At 35.4% G+C, this 19,438-nt stretch carries 19 protein-coding genes; 8 read left to right on the top strand and 11 right to left on the bottom strand.

From position 1 onward, the window contains the following. Window positions 1-21 precede the first annotated feature (21 nt). Window positions 22-723, bottom strand: coding sequence for a LytR/AlgR family response regulator transcription factor (locus tag ACH3PA_RS16810; protein ID WP_416446712.1), 702 nt, complete (start codon window positions 721-723; stop codon window positions 22-24). Between the two features lie 215 nt (window positions 724-938). Here ACH3PA_RS16810 and rpsF point away from each other — a divergent pair, with 215 nt between their 5' ends. From rpsF to ACH3PA_RS16790, 4 genes are all read left to right on the top strand, one after another. Beyond that, window positions 939-1,277, top strand: coding sequence for a 30S ribosomal protein S6 (rpsF, locus tag ACH3PA_RS16805; protein WP_416442236.1), 339 nt, complete (start codon window positions 939-941; stop codon window positions 1,275-1,277). A gap of 2 nt (window positions 1,278-1,279) precedes the next feature. After that, a complete protein-coding gene (gene rpsR / locus ACH3PA_RS16800; protein WP_416442235.1) occupies window positions 1,280-1,579 on the top strand; it encodes a 30S ribosomal protein S18 in 300 nt (99 codons plus the stop codon). Between the two features lie 11 nt (window positions 1,580-1,590). Further along, on the top strand, window positions 1,591-2,040 hold the full coding sequence (gene rplI / locus ACH3PA_RS16795) for a 50S ribosomal protein L9 (RefSeq protein WP_416442234.1): 450 nt from the start codon (window positions 1,591-1,593) through the stop codon (window positions 2,038-2,040). Window positions 2,041-2,184: 144 nt separating this feature from the next. Further along, entirely contained in the window at window positions 2,185-2,664 is a 480-nt protein-coding gene (locus ACH3PA_RS16790) for a DUF6495 family protein (RefSeq protein ID WP_416442233.1), read from the top strand. A 42-nt stretch (window positions 2,665-2,706) separates the two neighbouring features. Here ACH3PA_RS16790 and ACH3PA_RS16785 read toward each other — a convergent pair whose 3' ends face one another. Continuing rightward, on the bottom strand, window positions 2,707-2,889 hold the full coding sequence (locus tag ACH3PA_RS16785) for a hypothetical protein (RefSeq protein WP_416442232.1): 183 nt from the start codon (window positions 2,887-2,889) through the stop codon (window positions 2,707-2,709). A 17-nt stretch (window positions 2,890-2,906) separates the two neighbouring features. Then, entirely contained in the window at window positions 2,907-4,148 is a 1,242-nt protein-coding gene (locus ACH3PA_RS16780; RefSeq protein ID WP_416442231.1) for an ABC transporter permease, read from the bottom strand. Between the two features lie 115 nt (window positions 4,149-4,263). Between ACH3PA_RS16780 and hisS the strand changes: the two genes are divergently transcribed. After that, window positions 4,264-5,643, top strand: a complete 1,380-nt coding sequence (gene hisS / locus ACH3PA_RS16775) for a histidine--tRNA ligase (protein WP_416442230.1) — start codon at window positions 4,264-4,266, stop codon at window positions 5,641-5,643. Between the two features lie 38 nt (window positions 5,644-5,681). Then, window positions 5,682-6,035 (top strand): hypothetical protein, encoded by a 354-nt coding sequence (locus tag ACH3PA_RS16770; RefSeq protein WP_416442229.1) that lies wholly within the window; start codon window positions 5,682-5,684, stop codon window positions 6,033-6,035. 25 nt (window positions 6,036-6,060) lie between these two features. Here the strand turns inward: ACH3PA_RS16770 and ACH3PA_RS16765 are convergent, their stop codons facing one another. After that, a complete protein-coding gene (locus tag ACH3PA_RS16765; RefSeq protein ID WP_416448292.1) occupies window positions 6,061-9,207 on the bottom strand; it encodes a LamG-like jellyroll fold domain-containing protein in 3,147 nt (1,048 codons plus the stop codon). A 268-nt stretch (window positions 9,208-9,475) separates the two neighbouring features. Next, the gene (locus ACH3PA_RS16760; RefSeq protein WP_416442227.1) at window positions 9,476-10,927 is read right to left on the bottom strand and encodes a TonB-dependent receptor; all 1,452 of its coding nucleotides are present in this window, start codon (window positions 10,925-10,927) and stop codon (window positions 9,476-9,478) included. Window positions 10,928-11,035: 108 nt separating this feature from the next. On the opposite strand from ACH3PA_RS16760, the gene ACH3PA_RS16755 reads away from it, so the two are divergent. Beyond that, window positions 11,036-11,800 carry an MBL fold metallo-hydrolase gene (locus tag ACH3PA_RS16755; RefSeq protein WP_416442226.1) on the top strand — a complete coding sequence of 255 codons (765 nt, stop codon included), beginning with the start codon at window positions 11,036-11,038 and terminating at the stop codon, window positions 11,798-11,800. A 6-nt stretch (window positions 11,801-11,806) separates the two neighbouring features. After that, the gene (locus ACH3PA_RS16750; RefSeq protein WP_416442225.1) at window positions 11,807-12,304 is read left to right on the top strand and encodes a hypothetical protein; all 498 of its coding nucleotides are present in this window, start codon (window positions 11,807-11,809) and stop codon (window positions 12,302-12,304) included. A 1-nt stretch (window position 12,305) separates the two neighbouring features. On the opposite strand, the gene ACH3PA_RS16745 is transcribed toward ACH3PA_RS16750, so the two are convergent. The 6 genes from ACH3PA_RS16745 to ACH3PA_RS16720 form a co-directional block, all read right to left on the bottom strand. Continuing rightward, window positions 12,306-12,962, bottom strand: a complete 657-nt coding sequence (locus ACH3PA_RS16745) for an alpha/beta hydrolase (RefSeq protein WP_416442224.1) — start codon at window positions 12,960-12,962, stop codon at window positions 12,306-12,308. Window positions 12,963-12,965: 3 nt separating this feature from the next. Continuing rightward, window positions 12,966-13,292 carry a hypothetical protein gene (locus tag ACH3PA_RS16740; protein ID WP_416442223.1) on the bottom strand — a complete coding sequence of 109 codons (327 nt, stop codon included), beginning with the start codon at window positions 13,290-13,292 and terminating at the stop codon, window positions 12,966-12,968. Further along, entirely contained in the window at window positions 13,293-14,546 is a 1,254-nt protein-coding gene (locus ACH3PA_RS16735) for a dihydroorotase (protein WP_416442222.1), read from the bottom strand. It abuts the gene before it with no gap. Further along, a complete protein-coding gene (locus ACH3PA_RS16730; RefSeq protein WP_416442221.1) occupies window positions 14,543-16,462 on the bottom strand; it encodes a BatA domain-containing protein in 1,920 nt (639 codons plus the stop codon). Before ACH3PA_RS16730 ends, ACH3PA_RS16735 begins: the two co-directional genes overlap by 4 nt. Window positions 16,463-16,539: 77 nt before the next feature. Continuing rightward, a complete protein-coding gene (locus tag ACH3PA_RS16725) occupies window positions 16,540-17,796 on the bottom strand; it encodes an ATP-binding protein (RefSeq protein WP_416442220.1) in 1,257 nt (418 codons plus the stop codon). 327 nt (window positions 17,797-18,123) lie between these two features. Further along, window positions 18,124-19,344 carry an ATP-binding protein gene (locus tag ACH3PA_RS16720; protein ID WP_416442219.1) on the bottom strand — a complete coding sequence of 407 codons (1,221 nt, stop codon included), beginning with the start codon at window positions 19,342-19,344 and terminating at the stop codon, window positions 18,124-18,126. Window positions 19,345-19,438 lie beyond the last annotated feature (94 nt).

Raw genomic sequence — 19,438 nt, 5'->3', positions numbered from 1 at the left:
AATGACTAATTTTTCTTTCTGCTAAGCTGAAAGTGCATCCATTAGTTTGGCTTTCTTGTGCCTGCTTAAAGGAATTTTGTCACCTTCTATTTCAATATTTCTACTATTGTATTTTTCTACTTTGTCTATATTTATAATATAAGACTTGTGTATACGCATAAAGCGGTCTGAGGGTAATTGCTCATCAAAAGCTTTCATGGTAGAAAGCACAATGATAGGCTCATTATGTGTAACCAGTTTTACGTAGTCGCCAAGAGCTTCTATATATTTTAGCTCATTAAGAAAAACCTTTTTCTTTTTAAGGTTACTTTTTACAAAGATATAATCATCGTCTTCTACGTTTCCTTCTGTTTTAAGACGGTGAAGACTTAGCGCTTTATGCACTGCATTCATAAAACGATCTTTAGTAAGGGGCTTTCTTAAGTAGTCGATCGCATTATAATTAAATGCTTTATATGCATATTTTGTTTTTCCGGTAACGAATATAATCTGTGGTTTATGAACCAGGTCATCCAGCAGATCAAAGCCAGTTAAGATGGGCATTTCTATATCCAGAAAAATAAGGTCAACTTTGGTCTCTATAAGACCATTTTTTGTCTCGATAGCATTATTATATTCTGCCACCAGACGTAGATTAGGATGATCTTTAATCATCTTTACGATCGCAAGCCTCTGTAAACTTGAATCGTCAACGACAGCACAGTCGAGAATTAGTTCTTCCACATTATTCATATTAGGTTAAGTTAATGCAATAATATGCAGAATAATGTTATTAAACAAGAAATTTGTGTATTTCATCGATAAATTTTTCTGTTTAAGCGAAAAATCGGTCACTGTAAGATAAATGTATTCAGTAATTTAGGATTTATAGTGTTGGGTATTTGCTAAATCAATAAATTAAAACTACTTTTGCACTCATTTTTTAATCAATATACAATATGAATCATTACGAAACTGTTTTCATCTTGAATCCCGTTTTATCTGATGACCAGGTAAAGGAAACAGTAAAGAAATTTGAAGATTTTCTTGTTTCTAACGGCGCCAAGATGATATCGAAAGAAGATTGGGGGCTAAAAAAATTAGCTTACGCGATCCAAAACAAAAAAAGTGGTTTTTATCACCTTTTTGAATTTACGATTCCTGGAGAGGTAATCACGAACTTTGAACTAGAATTTAGACGTGACGAGCGCATTATGCGATTCCTTACTGTAAGACTAGACAAACACGCGATTGAGTGGGCTGAAAAGCGCAGAAAAAGAAACAAAGAAAAAGCATAATTATGGCAACATCAATTGAGCAACAAGCGAAAGCTAAAAAAGACGGAGAAATTCGTTATTTGACTCCATTAAATATAGAGACAAATAAAACAAAGAAATACTGTCGTTTTAAGCGTTCTGGTATCAAATATATTGATTACAAGGATGCAGACTGGTTAGCGTCATTTGTAAATGAGCAAGGTAAATTGTTACCTCGTCGTCTTACAGGTACTTCTTTAAAATATCAGCGTAAAGTAAGTGTAGCGGTAAAACGCGCTCGTCACTTAGCTCTTATGCCTTATGTAACCGATTTATATAAATAAAAGAGAGACAGATGGAAGTGATATTAAAAAGAGACGTCGATAATCTAGGATTTACAGACGACCTTGTAAGTGTAAAAAACGGTTACGGTAGAAATTTTCTTATACCACAGGGACATGCTATTTTAGCTACTCCTTCTGCAAAGAAAGTTCTTGCAGAAAACCTGAAGCAACGCGCTTACAAAGAGAAAAAAGTAATTGATGCTGCTAAAGCGGAAGCTGCTAAACTTAGCGGTCTTGAAATAAAAATAACTGCAAAATCTGGTGAAGCAGATAAGTTATTTGGTTCTGTTACAGATGCAGATCTAGCACAAGCATTATCAAAAGAAGGTGTAGAAATAGACAGAAAGTTTATTACTATCGCTGGTGGTAACATTAAACGTTTAGGTCAATATGAAGCTACCTTACGTTTTCACCGTGAGGTTGTTGAAAGTTTGACTTTTGACGTTGTTGCTGAGGCTTAATACCTTTAATTAGCATATAAAAGCTTCCGTTTTACGGGAGCTTTTTTTTTACCCATAAAAGGGCTTTTTAACACATACTTTTATATTCATTAATTCAATACAGCTTCAAATTTTGAACCTGTTGAGATTCATGATCTTATTTTTATGAAATACATTAGACTTACAAAAGAACAGTTAGATGAAATGCATCAGGAGTTTATTAACTTTCTGGCTGCACAATCTATTACAGCAGAAGAGTGGGAATCTATTAAAAAGAATAAGCCAGAAGTTGCAGAGCAGGAGCTTGATGTTTTTAGCGATCTTATCTGGGAAGGTGTTTTGCGTAATGTTGAGTATCTGGAACATTTTTCGCCACAGCATATGTTCCTTTTTAGAATAGATGATCTGCATATTACCCTTATCTCTCTTGAGGTAGAAAATAAAACAATAGACATAACCACGACAGAAGGCTATAACTGGCTACAATCTCATCTTATGGATGACCAGGTAAATCTTTACAGTAGTAAAAAAATGTTGAAAGAAGATAAGAGCGCAGATGTTTTTGCCCTTATACGTCAGGGAGCCTCAATTACAAAAGGTGAACTTTTTAGATGGTTTGAACAATACGTTGATTTAGAAAGTTAAGTCGCTGAGGTTTGATTATTGGGAAAATCTCAGGTTATCTTGTTAAGAATTTGTCTTCACTTTTTTCTGTAGAATTAAAGATATAATTGTAAGTCCTATACCTATTCCCATAAGTGAACCTTTAAGAAAATCTGGCATTTCATTATAATGGGAGACTATTAATGTAATGCTAAATGAGAGCATTCCTATTGATCTCAAATAGTGAATTTTACTTAGTTTACTCATTTGAAAACTGTTTATTATTATTCGTAGCGCAAGGATTCTATAGGATCTAGTTTTGCGGCTTTTGCTGCAGGAAAAGAACCTGATATTACTGCTACAAGTAAGGTAATTAAAGTCGCAGCGATCATCGCGCCCCACGGAGTTGTAAAATTGAAATCAGCAACAGAAGAAATCAAAATTCCTATAAGTATCCCAAGGATTATTCCTAAAATACCACCAAATTGGCCTATCATAATCGTTTCTAATAAAAATTGACCTGCGATTGTAGAGCGTTTTGCCCCCAAAGCCTTTCTTACACCTATCTCACGAGTACGTTCTGTTACAGATACAAGCATGATATTCATAAGAGCAATTGAAGATCCCAGAACGGTTATCATGCTAATAATCCACGCTGCCATAGAAAGATATCCTGTCATTTGACCTATTTGATTGATAAGGTCATCACTACGTTCTATACCAAAATTATTAGCCTCTACAGGAGCAAGACCTCTAATGTTTCTAAATGTAATTATAGCCTCATCCTGAGCGCCATCTATCATCTCCTTGTCATCTACCTTTACACTTACGTTATAATTTATATTTGCCTGCGTGTACATAGACCTTGCGATCTGTATAGGAATTAGTACACGTAAATCTTGATTATTGCCAAAGGTGGCTCCCTTTTCTTCAAGTATACCTACCACTTTAAATTTAGTACCGCGGATGCTTATGGTCTTATTGATAGGATCAATATTTTCAAATAAGCCCTTTTTAAAATCGCTACCTAAAACACAGACGTTATTATTATTCTGAATATCAAAAAAGTTGAAGTTGCGACCATCTGCTAATTTGAGTCCGCTGTTGTCTAAGAAGTTTTGGTTAACACCCAGAATGTTAACTTCAGGATCAGTTTTTTCACTTTCATATTTAACTTCGGCGTCAGAAGTACCGGTAAATGATAATGAGACCTGTGTGAAAGGATACTCATAACTTTCTTCAAATTCTTTTACCTGTCTGTAGCTTAGTATAGGATTCACCTTTTGTTTCTCACCACTCCCGCGTCGCTGTACCTGAAACTCATAGCGCTGCAAATTAAAGGTGTTTGAACCCATCGATGAGAAATCGCTGCTTATTGTGTTTTCTAGTGCTTTAACCAGGCTTAAAATCGCTACCAGAGCAGTAATACCTATTGCAATAATTAAAACTGTTAGAATGGTACGCAATAGCTGACTTTTAATAGCATCAAAGGCTATTCGCACATTTTCTCTAAATAGTGAGAACATAGATTTTCCTGTTTAAGCCTATATGTATACATAAGCTCAATAAAGTTACCGTTTTTTCAAAATTACTGGCACATAACCTCACTTTTTTAGGATATTTGTACCCTCAAAAATTGATATGGCTCAAAAACCCGGAATACCTAAAGGTACGCGTGATTTTTCTCCTGCAGAAGTTCTTCGCAGAAATTATATAATTAATACGCTTAGGCGAAATTTTGAAATGTTTGGTTTTCAGCCTATAGAAACACCTTCATTTGAAAATAGCGATACTTTAATGGGTAAATATGGTGATGAGGGCGATCGCTTAATTTTTAAGATTTTGAACAGTGGGGACTACTTAAGTAAAGTAAACGATGATCTTTATGCTACTAAAGATAGTAACAATATTGCGTCATCCATATCAGAAAAAGCGCTACGTTATGATCTTACAGTTCCGTTTGCACGTTATGTGGTACAACATCAAAATGAGATAGAATTTCCTTTTAAGCGGTATCAAATTCAGCCGGTATGGCGTGCAGATCGCCCACAGAAAGGCAGATTTAGAGAATTCTTTCAGTGTGATGCAGATGCGGTAGGTTCAGATTCACTATGGCAGGAAGTTACTTTTGTTCAGCTTTATGATTCCGTTTTTACAGATCTTAATCTTAAAGGGGTTACTATAAAAATTAATAACCGCAAGATACTTTCGGGGATTGCAGAAGCAATAGGTGCAGAAGATAAACTGATCGATTTTACAGTAGCACTTGATAAGCTCGATAAGATAGGTGAGGAGGGCGTAGTTAAAGAAATGCTCCAGAAAGGAATTACTCCGCAAGCTATTGAAAAAGTAAAACCCATTTTTAGCGCAAGTGGTGATTTTGAAGAGAAACTTACGGTTCTTGAAGAACTTCTTAAAGACTCTGAAACCGGTCTTGCCGGAATAGAAGAAGTGAAATTCATTTTTAAGAATGTTCAGGAGCTGGGCTTAAGCACAGCAAGCTTAGAACTAGATATAACACTAGCGCGCGGATTAAATTATTACACCGGTGCGATCTTTGAAGTTGCGGCTCCAGAAAATGTGAAAATGGGAAGCATAGGCGGCGGTGGCAGATATGATGATCTTACAGGTATTTTCGGTTTAAAAAATATGAGCGGTGTTGGTATTTCTTTTGGTCTTGATCGTATTTATCTGGTACTTGAAGAACTTGATCTTTTTCCGGCTCAAACCGTGAAGGGCACTGAAGTACTTTTTATAAATTTTGGCGAAAAAGAAGCTCTTTATGCCTTAAAAGCGGTCAAAAACATGAGAAAATCGGGAATAAAAGCTGAATTATATCCTGACGCTGCAAAAATGAAAAAGCAGATGTCTCATGCAGATAAACGTAATATTCAATATGTGGTACTTGCCGGGACAGAAGAAATTAAAAATGAGCACTACACGCTAAAGAATATGAAAACCGGAGATCAAAATACTTTTAGTATTGCTGAAATGATCAATAAAATTACAGCTGGCATTTAATTAGATTGGCGTTAATGAATAGTAATAAAAACCATTAAATGATTAGAAAAATTCTGGCCGTTATTGCCGGTTATGCAATTTTTGTAATAACATCTTTATTGTTATTCAAGTTTTCAGGGCAAGATCCTCATGAACCGGCATCTACAACTTTTATGATCATAACTCTTATTTACGGTAGTGTCTTTTCTTTTGCCAGTGGTTTTTTATTGAAGTTAGTTGCCAGAAACAGAAATTTAAACCTGAACTATGTTTTAGGTTTTATCATTGCCGGCTTTGCAGCTTTCTCAATTACAAAATCTACAGGCAGCCATTGGACGCAGCTTTTTGCTATCATATTCTTCGCTCCAATTTCTATTTTAGGCGGGATTTATTATAACAAGCGAAAGAGATAATTTGATATTTTTAAGTAAAGTATTACTAGTTTATCATCAGCTTGTTAGTGATCACACCTTTGTCTGTATTTAATTTGAGAATGTAAGTACCCGCGCTTAGTTGATTAACAACTAACTTTTGAGAATTTGCAATGCGCGTTAAATCCCACTTTTGTACTTCCTGTCCCAAAATAGAGTAGAGGCAAGCATCATTAACAATGATAGCCTCAGACTTTGTGATTTCAATGTTTTGAGCGCGTTTATTGTAAAATGGTTTAACCATATCATTAGCCGCTAGTGGTGCAGATGTACTTAATGTATTGTTGTAAATTTTAAAAACAATTTCAAAACGGTCCTTATACGTGCCTGCATCGAGACTTTGGGTATGATCACCTAATCGTAAATTTGTAATAAGATCTGTTTCTTTGTCTCTTAGACCGATACCAATCTCATCTGGAAAGTTTTGAAGATCATCTATTGAAATGCGAAATTGTCCCTTTTGCGCGATTTTGATCTCAAGCGGCAAGGTCATTCGGTTATCAATTTCAGGTATGCCTTGTATAACTCCGCGTTCTTCAGAGATATTCCAGTAAAAATCTTCTTCCTGCTCTTCATCTGTAATAGCATCGTACATTCTATCGATACCCATAGTCGTTTTAGGGTCTTGCGTGAGAAGTATTTCGCGGTGCAGGTTTTTAGGTGAGTAATATCCTAAACGAAGTTTTGTGCGCAGGTCTTGCGTAGTTTCAACGTTTTTTTGTCTATTCGTTTTCACGAAAGTGCGTATTGTATTGTCAAAGTTTACTTTTCCGGTTGAATTTGCGGTAACGAAAAAACCTTGAGCTACATCTATAAACTGGTCAGGTCTTTCTTCAAAATCTTTAAGACCACGGGCTTTTGTGTCCGGATGTTGAATCGCCGCCACACTTCCAGAAAGATTATATCTGGAATAGCCACCTTCAAAAGTTTTTACCTGATGAGATTTACCACCGTAGTGATGCCAGAAGGAAATTGTTCCTGTTATTGAAGGATTACTTTTTATAAATAGATCTGCATCAATTCCTGAAGCAAAGGGATTACCAACCAGATATTCACTTCCTTCTGAAATATTGATGTTTATTGGCGTTTTTTCGGTAGAATTATTAGGTTTTCCTTTAAAGGTATATGTGTAAGAATCTGTCATAGTACCGCATCCGGGACCTTTCATTGTAAAACCTTCGCCTACTTTCAGTTTGCCGTTCTCACCCACATACTGCCATTTCGCTTCAGCGCCATTTCTGTTTTTAAAAGTGTAAAGCCAATACGCACTTAATGTCACCGGTGACCCGGCAGAACCGTCCTGACCACCCGTAAAATTAAGGTTTTGTAAATACCCTGAATTGTTGTCTTTTAGCGACCTTTTGACAGTATATTCTCTGTTATTTTCATAGGTATTTTCCGGACTCACCGGTGAAGACAAATAGTTGTAACGATAAAGATCTGCTCCTGTCGTGTGCTTTTGTAATACAAATCCTGCACTTTTAGGATCAAGTTCGCTACCAGCTGTTTGAATTAATTGAGCCTCACCCTTTAAATTAATGACTCCTTCAAGACTTAGATAATTTGTTATCGTTAGGCTATTATCGTCTAGCGATAGTTCATTATCCTCAACATATAGAGCGGCAGCAGTAATATCTTTGCTTACAGAGATATTGTGACTCGTCTTTACGATATTCCAGTCTATAATGGTGGTATTATCTACAATAGATCTGGAATTAGGCAGAGGTTGTGAAGAGCCATTCTTCCAGGTGTTTTTATCTTCCCACTTTCCATCTGAAACTGATTGATAGGGTAGTGGAGCCGTTTGTTCATCTGCAGAATCGATGTTTTTTAACTTTGCAATGAATCCGTTTCCGCTTTCATCTTTTATACTTTTGAATATATAAGAAAGCATTGGGAAATATGCTTTTAGTTTATGAGCAGATAATATAGTTTTTGTTTCTTTAGCATTGAGTTGTGTCCCTATATAGCTATCGTCTTGTACAGACAATTCCTGATTCATTAAATCTCTTATCTCAACTGTGGTAAGTGCGGCATCCCAAACTCTAACTTCGTCAATACTTCCTTTAAAAAAACCTGTGGTGGAGCTTCCAGCTTTAATTCCTCCTATTAAAAATGGATTGTCGTTTGAAATTTGCGTTAATGTAAGTTCTTTTTGAGTATCCCGTACGCCGTCTATATAAAGTTTGAGCTCATTACCGTTGTAAGAAACAGCCAGCTGATGCCATTCATTTTTAGGAATTATAACTGACGAAGTAATACTGATACTGGCATCATTTAGTATTTGAAAAGTTGAATGACCGTTACTGTCTATTTCAAATTTAAACCCCTGATTAGATTTTGTGTCAGCTTTTGAAATGATTGTTCCATTTCCTGAAGTCATTACCCAGGCAGATAATGTAAATGTATTGTTTAAAGTAAGTTCGCTCCCCGCGTCTATATAATCATCAATACCATCAAAGCTTATAGATCTCACATTTTTAGTTTCAGTTGCGTGACCAAAAGTTATATATTTTATACCGTTAAAGTCATAAGTGGCTTCAAGTTGATCTTGATTTTCATTTAGTAAAACATAATCAGAATTAGCATCAAATGTGGGAGTATCTGAGATAAACATCAAATAAGCACCGTTTGAAATGGGTATGTATGAAAATGCACTTTTAGGTATTGATACCTCTACTTTGGAGACACCTTCCCCAGACTTATACATTTCTGCTACTTTCCAGATTCTAGAGAAGCGAGTATATTCAACCTCGGTCTTAAGATTTTCATTATTTAAATTTTTACTGAGATCTGTTGAGATGGTAGAAGTAAGCTCGAGCGAGCCATTATCATTACCCCAAAGTAAAAAATCTTCGTTACTGGCGAACGAACTTTTATTAGCCTGGTTGTCTTCGGCTATTTCTCCAAGTCCAAATGTCAATAAGCTTGTTGATTTACCGCATCTGGATTGTTTTTGATTGATATTCTGAGCGTCATCACGACCAATTCCTGATACATTGTAATTGAAATCAGTTGGTGAAATACTCGCCCACATGGTATACCAAGTATGGTCAGTTGTTTTTGAATTTTCCTGTGAGTAAGAAAATTCTGATAAGGTTAAAAAGGTAAATAAAAATAGACAGGTACTTCTATATTTCGTAATCAATCTCATAGTACACAAGTAACAACAGATTTGGGGTCTGAATTATTTATGTGCCAAATATATTATAAATCCAGTTATAAAATGACTTAAAGATTGAAAAATTAACACTTAATCGTTAAAAATGTGTTTTTTGTCGATTAAATAAGAGTATTATTCATTTTTATTTCTGCTTATGTGTTGATAATTGTCGACTAAATATATGTTTGTATTGATAAAGTGCAAAAAAAATATCCTCTTCAATTAAAAAGAGGATATTTTTATAGTATAATTTTTTAGTTTAATCCTGTTGTACGGGAGCGGGTTTGTAATCAAAAAGGTTTTGATTTTTAATAATCTCCGGGATTCCTTCAGGTAACATTTCTTCCCATCCTTTTTCACCCTGAGAGATCATGCGTAAAACTTCACGCGAGAATACAGTTAGTATATCTGGATTAAAGTCTTCAATATCAACTACACGACCATTGTATTTAAAGAACTTATATAATTCTTTCATACGAGGGTGTACTTTAAGATTTTCACTTGTAGTGAATTCTCCGGTTTCAGGATCTTGCATAGGATAGAGATAAACACGAAGATCTTTAAAGAAAAGTTTACCAAAAGCTTCTAATATACCACCACTAAGATGCCTGTAATAAGACTCATCAAACACATCTACGAGATTATTTACACCCATGGCTAAGCCCATACGCTCTTTTGTGTATCTGGAGAAAAATTCTACAAGCCTGTAATATTCCTGATAGTTAGAAATCATTACAGTTTGACCTAGACTACATAATAGCCTTGCACGGTCCATAAAATCTTCTTCATCTATTTCTCCTTCAGCGCGCAGGTTAGATAAGGTAATTTCAAATAAAACCTCTGTATTTTCCTTTTTAACCCGATTTTCTTTGAGGAAGATTTCCAGTGATTTATGGTACATATCCATATTCACTTTAGTAACGGGTCTAAAGCTACCGCGTAAAGCAAGGATGTTCTTTTTATAAAGAATCTTAGCTGCAAGTATGTTGTTACCATCAGGGCCAAACATTACTGCGTCTGTAAATCCGTTCTTAAGAAGTTGTAAACTCATCAAGCGGTTATCTACTTTCTCAAACACGGGGCCTGAGAAGTTAATCATATCGATCTCTATTTGATCTTTGTCAATATGATCGTACAAATAGCGAAGCAACTTTTTAGGAGAATCATATTTATAGTAAGCACCATAAATAAGATTTACACCTAATTTGCCAAGCGTTAGCTGTTGTAAACGTGCATCATTTTCATGAAAACGAACGTGTAAAATTATCTCATTGAATTCAGATTGAGGTTCTACCTGATATTTTATACCTACCCAGCCGTGACCTTTAAATTTTTTAGCAAAATCTATAGTCGCCACCGTATTGGCGTAAGTGAAGTATATTTTATTAGGATGTTTCTCTCTTGAGATTCTGTTTTCCAGAAGATTTGTTTCATGCGACAACATTTTCTTAAGTCGAGCTTCGGTCACATATCTCCTGTCATCTTCTATACCATAAACAGCGTCACTAAAATCTTTATCATAAGCAGACATTGCTTTTGCAATTGTACCGCTTGCACCTCCGGCTCTAAAGAAATGACGTACCGTTTCCTGACCGGCACCTATTTCTGCAAAAGTGCCGTAGATGTTTTCGTTAAGATTTATTCTAAGTGCTTTATTATGCGTAGAGGGTACATTTTCAAACTCTTTATCACCTTGAATTGTAATGGGCATAGTGCAATTTTTTTAGTGTAGGACAACGTCTGAAGTTACGCCTCAAAGGTAGCAAAAGGATAGGGGTTACAAAAAAATAACACTACTTTTGTTCTAAAATTCACAAGTTTGAAAATAACATTTTTAGGAACAGGCACATCGCAGGGAATACCCATTATTGGGAGTAACCATCCGGTTTGTAAGAGTACAGATCCTAAGGATAAAAGGTTACGGGTTTCTATACTTATAAGCAGCTCTAAAAAAAACCTTGTAGTAGACTGTGGGCCAGATTTTAGACAGCAAATGTTGCAGCATAATGTCACCCATATGGAGGCTTTACTCTTCACGCATGAACACTCAGACCATACAGCAGGGCTTGATGATATACGCCCGTTTTTCTTTAGGCAGGGCGATATACCTATTTATGCGCATAAACGCGTTATAGGTGAACTGGAGCGTCGATTTGATTATATATTTCAGAAAGAAAATAAATATCCCGGAGCGCCTAATGTGCAGATCAATGAAGTACAAAATAATAAGAGTTTTAATTTAGGAGATATTCTTGTTACACCTATTAACGTTTCTCATGGCGGACTCCAGGTTTTTGGCTATCGGTTTAATAATTTTGCATACCTAACAGATGTAAAAACCATTGCTAAAGAAGAAAAGGAGAAGTTAAAAGACCTTGATGTTATCGTTGTTAATGCTTTGCGGGAAGAACCTCATTATTCACATTTTAATCTGGAAGAGGCTTTAGAATTTATAGCTGAAGTCAAACCAAAAAAAGCCTACTTCACACACATTAGCCACCTGCTGGGTTTTCATGCTGAAGTTGAGAAAAAATTACCAGAAAATATTCATTTGGCCTACGATGGGCTTCAATTAGATCTTTAAAGAATTATGAGAAATAAGATATTCATGTATCTTTTCCTTTTTGCTGCATTACTTGTGGTTTTTCAATATGTAAATGAGAAGAAAATTTTCGAGTCAAAAGAGCGAAAAATCGGTCAATTAGAGCAAGAAACCGCTTCTGCGAAAGATAGTATTGCCGCATTAAATGAAAACTTGCAGGACGCAGGTTATTTTAATTTAGAAAATAATGAAAATGCGTATTCCTATTTTGAAAAGTATGGAGTTGATGTTGATAGTTTAAGTGAGCGCATCTCAAATGAGATCATAAGCAGAAACACAACAGAAGGGAACGATCTTATTCCTTATGAAAATGCAATAGGTGTTTTTAGAATCAATAAGGTGAAAGTGCTTAATCACAAATGGATCATTGCAGATTTTAGCGATGGTAAAAGGTGGGGTGAGCTACTTCTGCAATATGACATAAGCCCGGAAAATGTAATTAGCTTTGAGCCTATAAAAAGCCTGATATACCCCCAGGGTAATTAATTTATTTATGCGCCTCCAGCCACGATTTAGCATCATAAAAATTCTGTGGAGCGACACCGTGACCTACCGGATATTCTTTTAAAGTAGTTTCAATACCAAGTTCTTTTAAAAAAGCCGGAGCCATTCTCGCAGCATTTACAGGGATTACCTGATCTACTGTACCATGAGAGCAGAAGATATTTAAATTGTTATAAGCAGATTTATCTTCTTTTACTTGAGTTATGTCTGTGTTGATATATCCGCTTAAAGCGACAACATTCTTAATTTTTTCAGGATAAGTCAAGGCGACAGCATAGCTTAAAATTGTTCCCTGGCTAAAACCTATTAAGGTTACATTGTTCTCGTCAAGTTCGTAAGTCTTAATAGCCTCAGTAATAAATTTTGAGATTAGATCTCTTGCTTCAATAGCTTCCTTATCGTCAGACCACTTTCCATTAGGTGCATCCCAATAAATAGTATACCAGGCATTGCCAGAAGGAGGCATGGGCATAGGAGCTCTGGCTGAAATTATATAATATTCTCCCGGTAATTCTGGTGCAAAAGAGAACAGGTCTTCTTCATTGCTGCCGTAACCGTGTAGTAAAAGAAGTAGGGGAGGTTTGCCAACAGTTGTTATTGATGGCTTTCTTATTAAATGCTCTAAGGAGAATTTTGTCATATATTAAATAAATTTAAACCATTTCTGAAATAGTGAACCTACAAGAGGAATGGGTTGTGTACTGCCTTGTATAGCATTCGCTAAACCATAGACCCAAAGCACTAAAACGAAAATGAGAAAAGGAGCAATTACTAAAAGGCTATCGAAGCCATTTAATATTAGCCCCAGTGAGATTTGTATCAGGTGAATACCTACTGCTTGTTTTATATGAAATCTGGCGTAATTATTTTTAGCGTCAGAATTCATTGATAATGCAATTAGTGCTCCTACAAAAGTCATGTAGGCAATAATTGCTATGGTTTTGCCTTCTTTAATTTCCTGAGTATTCATCTATAAACCTATAAATTGATCGTTAGAGTAAATACCATAAGCGCTACCTTTTAATTTGGCACCAAGAAAAGCGGCATTTTTAGATTTTGATTTTATGTCTGTTGCTGTAAATACTTTATTTCCTTTAGAAGTGAAAAGAGTGAGATTTGCAACAGAACCTTCTTTAATGGGCTCAGGTTTTTGTGCAAACCGTTTTCGTCCTGCAGTTAATAGTTTAACAGCTTTACTTTCTGAAACCAGCGTTAACAAAGCTCCTAAAGTCGCTTCCTGAGCTATGGTGCCATAAGCTGCATAATCAAACTCGATCTTCTTTCTTTCAATATCCTGTGGATTGTGATCACTGCAAACCATATCAATAACGCCATCTTTAACACCTTGTATCAAGGCTTCACGATCTGTTTCAGAACGTAGGGGTGGCAGCATTTTAAAATGAGTATCAAATTCAAAAAGCATATTATCTGTAAAATACAGGTTTGAGATCGATACGCTACAGGTCACATTAAGACCCTTTTCTTTCGCTCTGGCTATCAATGCTACAGACTCAGCAGATGATATTGTGGGTATATGCAGTTTACCGCCGGTGTATTCAAGTATATGTAAGTCTCTGGCAATTTGTAGACTTTCGGCTAGAGCCGGAATTCCTTTCAATCCTAAATTTGTAGAAACAATACCTTCATTAGCAATTCCCTTACCTACAAGATCATTCTCTATAGGAAATGAGATCACCAGACCATCAAAACCTTGTGCATATTGCAAAGCTAGTTTTAAAAGATTGGGGTTAGCTATTGATTTCTGGTAATCACCAAAGGCAACCGCACCAGCCTGACTCATATCATAAAGTTCTGCCAGGTCTACGCCATCGCTGCCTCGCGTAAGCGCACCTATGGGAAAAATTTCTACTGCGTGATTATAAGATTTGCTTATTAAATAGTTGATCCCAGAATTAGTATCAATAACAGGATTGCTGTTTGCGTTTACGGCAATTCCTGTAAAACCACTATAAGCGGCAACTTGTAAGCCGTTCTTTATGGTTTCTCGTTCTTCATAACCCGGTTCACCAATGCTTACACTGCTGTCAAACCAACCCTGTGAAACGCTTAGATTTTCATACGAGATTTCTTTTTCATCATCTTTAGCAATTAAATTTGCGCCAATTTCGGTAATGAGACCGTTTTTTATACGAATTGAGACGATTTTGTTGTGATACGGGCTACTTTCGTCAAGTATTTTAGCGCTTTTTATAAGTGCTTTCATTTAAAGTATTTTAAGATGAGCATTTCCAGCAGCAGAAATACCAATGCAAAAATAACAAACCATTTGTAAATTAAGTTGAGATTTGTTGCCTGCTGTAACTCGGTAAAAACATCGGCTATAGAATCATGCTTAGCTACCGTATCAGGTACGTTTAAAGAGACAGGAGCAATGTGACTTTCTTTGCGATTATAATTATACGCTACGTTGCCCAATACGTTGTCTTTAAATAAAATATCATAAATACCGTCTGTCTGCAGACCTTCTTGGGGGTCTAATGTTATTTTATCTCCTTGTTTCTCCTGCATAGGTATAAATTCTAGTCCGTCTTTGCGCAAGGCTAATGTGGCATCGCCTGTAGATTCATTTATAATATCAAATTTTGTAGCACTACCCAGTGTATAATAAATTTTGGGTAGGCTCACAGCCTGACGGGCAATATTGTAAAAAGTAGGTACAATAAGGGGACTATTTTTAAAATTACTGTTGTCTTCATTAAGAGCGCTGGCAAATGCAAAAAGTGCATTATTCTGAGCTAAAAATGCGTTGCCATCTTCTAACGAAAGCAGTTTATCATTTGCATCAAAAACAAATGAATTTGAAACTGAAGGATATTGAAAATTATCTACTCTTTTTTCAAAAACATCATCGTAAACGGGGTGATCAAAATTGATTGAGGTAACTAACTTTTTATCTGGGGACTGGGTTTTGTATGGTGACAAACCATAAGCTCCCAAAATGAGGTTGTAATTTTCGGGTTTAGCTGTAATGTCTGGAATTAAAATTATAGATCCCCCATTATTTGTTACGACCTGTATAGGATTGACCAATGCAGATGGAACAGTGTTTATTTCGTTAAGAATAATAACTTTATAATCAGGTATTATGCTGTAATCAAGCTCTTTAAAATCGGTCTTTTTGTACTGAAATTCGGGCTCCGGATATAATTTTTCAAGAAAAGCGTCGTCTGAGTTGTTAATACTTAGTATAGGAATAGCTTGAGGTTCTGCAATGTTGAAGTAGAAATTATTATCAAATAAAAGATCAGGATCTGTAATTGTGAGTTTTCCGGCGAAAGCCTGATCCTGCGGAACGCTAAATGTTGTTTTTGCTATAGTATTTTCTTTAAAATCTGCTGCCGCTTTTGATATCAATTTGTCATTGTTGTACAATGCAATAGGAACTGTAGCTGCGTTTTGCTCTAAGCTGGTTAAGTAGACGCTTACCTCATAATTACTTGCAGTGCGATCTAATGAAAGAGAATCTATAGAAATGTTGCTGTAGTTAACTGGTTCAAGTTTTACCCAATGTTGCTCAATATTGTTTAAAGCATTGTTGTTCTGCCAGCCATCATCCTGAAAATCTGATATTGCTATAAACTGTTTTAGGGTAGAAGCGTTAGATGAAAAAGCATTCATGCATTTTAAATATATAGCTTCAGGGTCTAATTGTGAGGTAGAGTAGGAGATATCGAGTAATGTATTTCTGTCTCTTTCTGTATTGAGATCACGAAATACTTTGTCTTGTGTAACCAACGTAAAATTATCTGAGGGAGAAATGTTGCTTATGATCTCCTGAATGCTCTGAATAAGTAAAGGACCTTTACTTCCCTTAGCCTGCATGCTAAAAGAATTATCAAGGTAAATTACCGTTTCCCGTTCTTGAGTTGCATTTATTGACTGGGGAAGATAAGGTTGGGCAAAAGCGATAACCAGAGCGGCGAGAGCCAGAAGCCTGGTGCAGAGTATAAGCCATTTTTTAATCTGTGAACTTTTACGTGTATTCTGCGTCACTTTTTTAAGAAAAGCCACATTAGAAAATTGTGTTTTCTTAAACCTCCTTAGCTGGAAGAGGTGAACCAAAATAGGAATAAGCAATAAAAATAAAGCGTATAATAAGTCTGGGTTCTTAAACTGCATACGTGTGGCTTGCTTTTACCAAAGACGAAAATACAGGTTATTTGTTAAACTCTATCCTAATAAAAAGCTTTTGACAACTAACATTTAAAATCCAGCATATTAGAAGTGCTTCCCACAACCTGTAGAGGTATATCTGCTTTTCTTGCAGTGAATGTGAAAGTTGTTCCTTCTCCTAAAGTAGATTGTACTTCAATTGTGCCACCCAGATTTGTAACGAGTTTTTTTACTGTAGAAAGACCAATACCATTTCCGCGATTGCCATTCTTATCTTTATCTGCAGCGACTAAGAAAAGATCGAAGATCTCGTTTTGTTTTTCCTTTGGTATACCTATGCCGTTATCTGCTATACTAAAGACGAAATATTCATGATTTTCCCGATATTCTATATTAATTTCCGGATTTTTCTTGTCGTTATATTTAATGCTGTTGCCAATAAGGTTTATAAATATTTGGTGTAAGGCGACCCTATTACAGCAAATAGTAGGATTTTCTTCAGGGAAAGTAATTATGTTAGAATAATCATTATTCAAGAGATCTTCTATATCTTCAAGCAAATGGTGCAGATCAAATTCTTCACGTTGATCTATAGTTAGATTATCACTCTCATAATGTTCAAGAATACCGTTTATGTATTCACTTAAAGAGAACGATGAACTTTTAAGGTAGTTTAAATAATCTAATCCCTTCTCGTCAAGATACTCTTTGTATTTCGCTTTAAGCAGATCTGTTGTCGTAATAATATTTGCTAAAGGCATCTTCATATCGTGAGAAACAACGCCTGCAAAATCTTTTAGCAAGTTATTCTTTTTGATAAGATTATCCTGTAGCTGTTTGTTTTCTAAATGCTGCTTATGAAGTTCAAAAAGGTTTACCACCTGATTGGCCAACGCTTTTAAAGTTGAAAGTTGAGTACTATCAAGTTTCTTAGGCTTATGATCAAAAACGCATAAAGTACCTAGTGCATTATTGTTTTTATCACGTAGCGGTACACCAGCATAAAAAATAGCCTTCGTGTCACCGGTTACAAGTGGATTATCTTTAAAACGGACATCTTTACGGGCATCTTCAATTAGAAAAACTTCTTGCTCGCTTTGTATAGCGTGTGTACAAAAAGATATTTTTCTGGGAGATTCGCTAAAAGCTACGCCATAATGTGATTTGAGAAAATTGCGATCGTAATCAAGCATTGTGATCAATGCAATAGGCGTATCACATATATAAGCAGCGATTTTTGTAATATCGTCATAACTTCTTTCAGGAAGTGTATCAACAAGTTGGTAAGAATCTACGGCATGTTGTCTTTTTCTTTCGCGTCTGGCAGCAGGAGTAGGCATAAATATAATTATTAATTATAATTAAATTATAATTTAGCACCTTATAGAAAATAAGTTTCCTAAATAGAATGCCTCGCAATGAAACAACCCAATAATTCTGGTAATTTTATGCTAACCCTTTATAAAAAAGAGCAACGATAAAAGTACTAACATTGTTCAAGATAATCTACTAATTAGAAGCAAATTTAAAATAATAATTTAGCTGAAAACATCTTTCTTGTAATAGGACGTGTAATTAATGCTGTTGATCAATCCTTTTAGAAGTGAGATTCTATAATAACTGAAAATTTTTTTTTTGAAAAAGTAGCAGAGGCGTGGTAATGTGTACTATTTAATTATAACAAGCTTTTTTTTAAGACTGAAATGAAAGTTGGCTCCCTCTCCTTCATGGCTGGAAACCGAGATATTTCTTCCTGCCGAGGTGACTAAATTGCGAACTGTAGACAAACCAATGCCATTTCCTTTTTTTCCGTCTTTATCTGCATCTACCGCCGTACTAAAAAGTTCAAATATAAGAGACTGTTTATTTTTTGGAATTCCTATGCCGTTGTCTTCCACATTTACATAATAGTAATTTTCATCTTCACTGCATACAATTTCTATCACAGGATTATCCTTGTCATTATATTTAAGACTATTAGTGATGAGATTTATCATTATCTGTGTAAGAACAGATTTGTTTGCCGTCATGTGCATATCCTTTTCCGGAATATGTATCTCACAATCATAGTTTATGTTCAGTAGATCTATAATTTCTTCAAGCAGCAAATTAAACTCAAACTCTTCGGTATCCTCAATAATTAGATTTTCACTTTCATAGTAATCTAATAAATTTGTAATGTAATTACTTAACGTCAATGAGGATTGCTTTAAATAAGATAGATATTCTTTACCTTTTTCGTCAAGCTGATTACTGTATTTAGCTTTTAAAACATCAGATGTTATGATCATATTGGCTAGCGGCATTTTCATATCATGTGAAACAGTACCGGCAAACTCTTTAAGCTGAACATTTTTTGATTTTAATAGTGTATGAGCTTCTCTTAAATGAATATTCTTTCGTCTAAGTTCAAATAAATTTTCTACCTGAAGTGCCAGGTCCTTTAAAGCTTTTTTTTGCTTATCATTAATAGAGTTTGGTTTATTATCAATTACACACAGAGATCCTAAAGGTTGCCCGTTGTGAGATAAAAGAGGTACTCCCGCATAGAATATTACCGGGGAATCTGAAACTGTAAGAGGATTATTTTTAAAACGATCATCTTTAGTGGCATCCTGTATTTCAAGAAGTTCTAAAGGGTTATTTATGGCGTGAGCGCAAAATGAAAAATCTCTGTCTGTACTACATACTTCAAACCCCACTTTCGATTTAAACCATTGTGTATCCTCATTTATAAGAGTGATAAGAGCAATGGGAACATCACAAATAAAAGCAGCAAGACTTGTGATACTGTCAAAACTTTCTTCAGGTTCTGTGTCAAATATCTCAAGATCCTCTAAGGCTTTTAGTCTGTTTTCTTCATTATCAGTTAGGGTTGGGTATATCATTTAGTTTAGCAATATTTGTTTATATGAGAGCAGGTAATTCTTTCGGTCTAATTTTATAAAATTAATAGTGATTACAGGGTATTATCGTTATAAA

This window comes from Leeuwenhoekiella sp. A2 (assembly GCF_047946655.1).
In the GTDB taxonomy this organism is placed as follows: Bacteria; Bacteroidota; Bacteroidia; order Flavobacteriales; family Flavobacteriaceae; genus Leeuwenhoekiella.
This window is presented reverse-complemented; position numbering and strand designations above follow the sequence as displayed.

Excerpts from the sequence above, each read along its gene's own strand:
- rpsF (WP_416442236.1), top strand. The coding sequence starts at position 939 with ATGAATCATTACGAAACTGTTTTCATCTTGAATCCCGTTTTATCTGAT.
- rpsR (WP_416442235.1), top strand. The coding sequence starts at position 1,280 with ATGGCAACATCAATTGAGCAACAAGCGAAAGCTAAAAAAGACGGAGAA.
- rplI (WP_416442234.1), top strand. The coding sequence starts at position 1,591 with ATGGAAGTGATATTAAAAAGAGACGTCGATAATCTAGGATTTACAGAC.
- ACH3PA_RS16790 (WP_416442233.1), top strand. The coding sequence starts at position 2,185 with ATGAAATACATTAGACTTACAAAAGAACAGTTAGATGAAATGCATCAG.
- ACH3PA_RS16785 (WP_416442232.1), bottom strand. The coding sequence starts at position 2,889 with ATGAGTAAACTAAGTAAAATTCACTATTTGAGATCAATAGGAATGCTC.
- ACH3PA_RS16780 (WP_416442231.1), bottom strand. The coding sequence starts at position 4,148 with ATGTTCTCACTATTTAGAGAAAATGTGCGAATAGCCTTTGATGCTATT.
- hisS (WP_416442230.1), top strand. The coding sequence starts at position 4,264 with ATGGCTCAAAAACCCGGAATACCTAAAGGTACGCGTGATTTTTCTCCT.
- ACH3PA_RS16770 (WP_416442229.1), top strand. The coding sequence starts at position 5,682 with ATGATTAGAAAAATTCTGGCCGTTATTGCCGGTTATGCAATTTTTGTA.
- ACH3PA_RS16765 (WP_416448292.1), bottom strand. The coding sequence starts at position 9,207 with ATGAGATTGATTACGAAATATAGAAGTACCTGTCTATTTTTATTTACC.
- ACH3PA_RS16760 (WP_416442227.1), bottom strand. The coding sequence starts at position 10,927 with ATGCCCATTACAATTCAAGGTGATAAAGAGTTTGAAAATGTACCCTCT.
- ACH3PA_RS16750 (WP_416442225.1), top strand. The coding sequence starts at position 11,807 with ATGAGAAATAAGATATTCATGTATCTTTTCCTTTTTGCTGCATTACTT.
- ACH3PA_RS16745 (WP_416442224.1), bottom strand. The coding sequence starts at position 12,962 with ATGACAAAATTCTCCTTAGAGCATTTAATAAGAAAGCCATCAATAACA.
- ACH3PA_RS16740 (WP_416442223.1), bottom strand. The coding sequence starts at position 13,292 with ATGAATACTCAGGAAATTAAAGAAGGCAAAACCATAGCAATTATTGCC.
- ACH3PA_RS16735 (WP_416442222.1), bottom strand. The coding sequence starts at position 14,546 with ATGAAAGCACTTATAAAAAGCGCTAAAATACTTGACGAAAGTAGCCCG.
- ACH3PA_RS16730 (WP_416442221.1), bottom strand. The coding sequence starts at position 16,462 with ATGCAGTTTAAGAACCCAGACTTATTATACGCTTTATTTTTATTGCTT.
- ACH3PA_RS16725 (WP_416442220.1), bottom strand. The coding sequence starts at position 17,796 with ATGCCTACTCCTGCTGCCAGACGCGAAAGAAAAAGACAACATGCCGTA.
- ACH3PA_RS16720 (WP_416442219.1), bottom strand. The coding sequence starts at position 19,344 with ATGATATACCCAACCCTAACTGATAATGAAGAAAACAGACTAAAAGCC.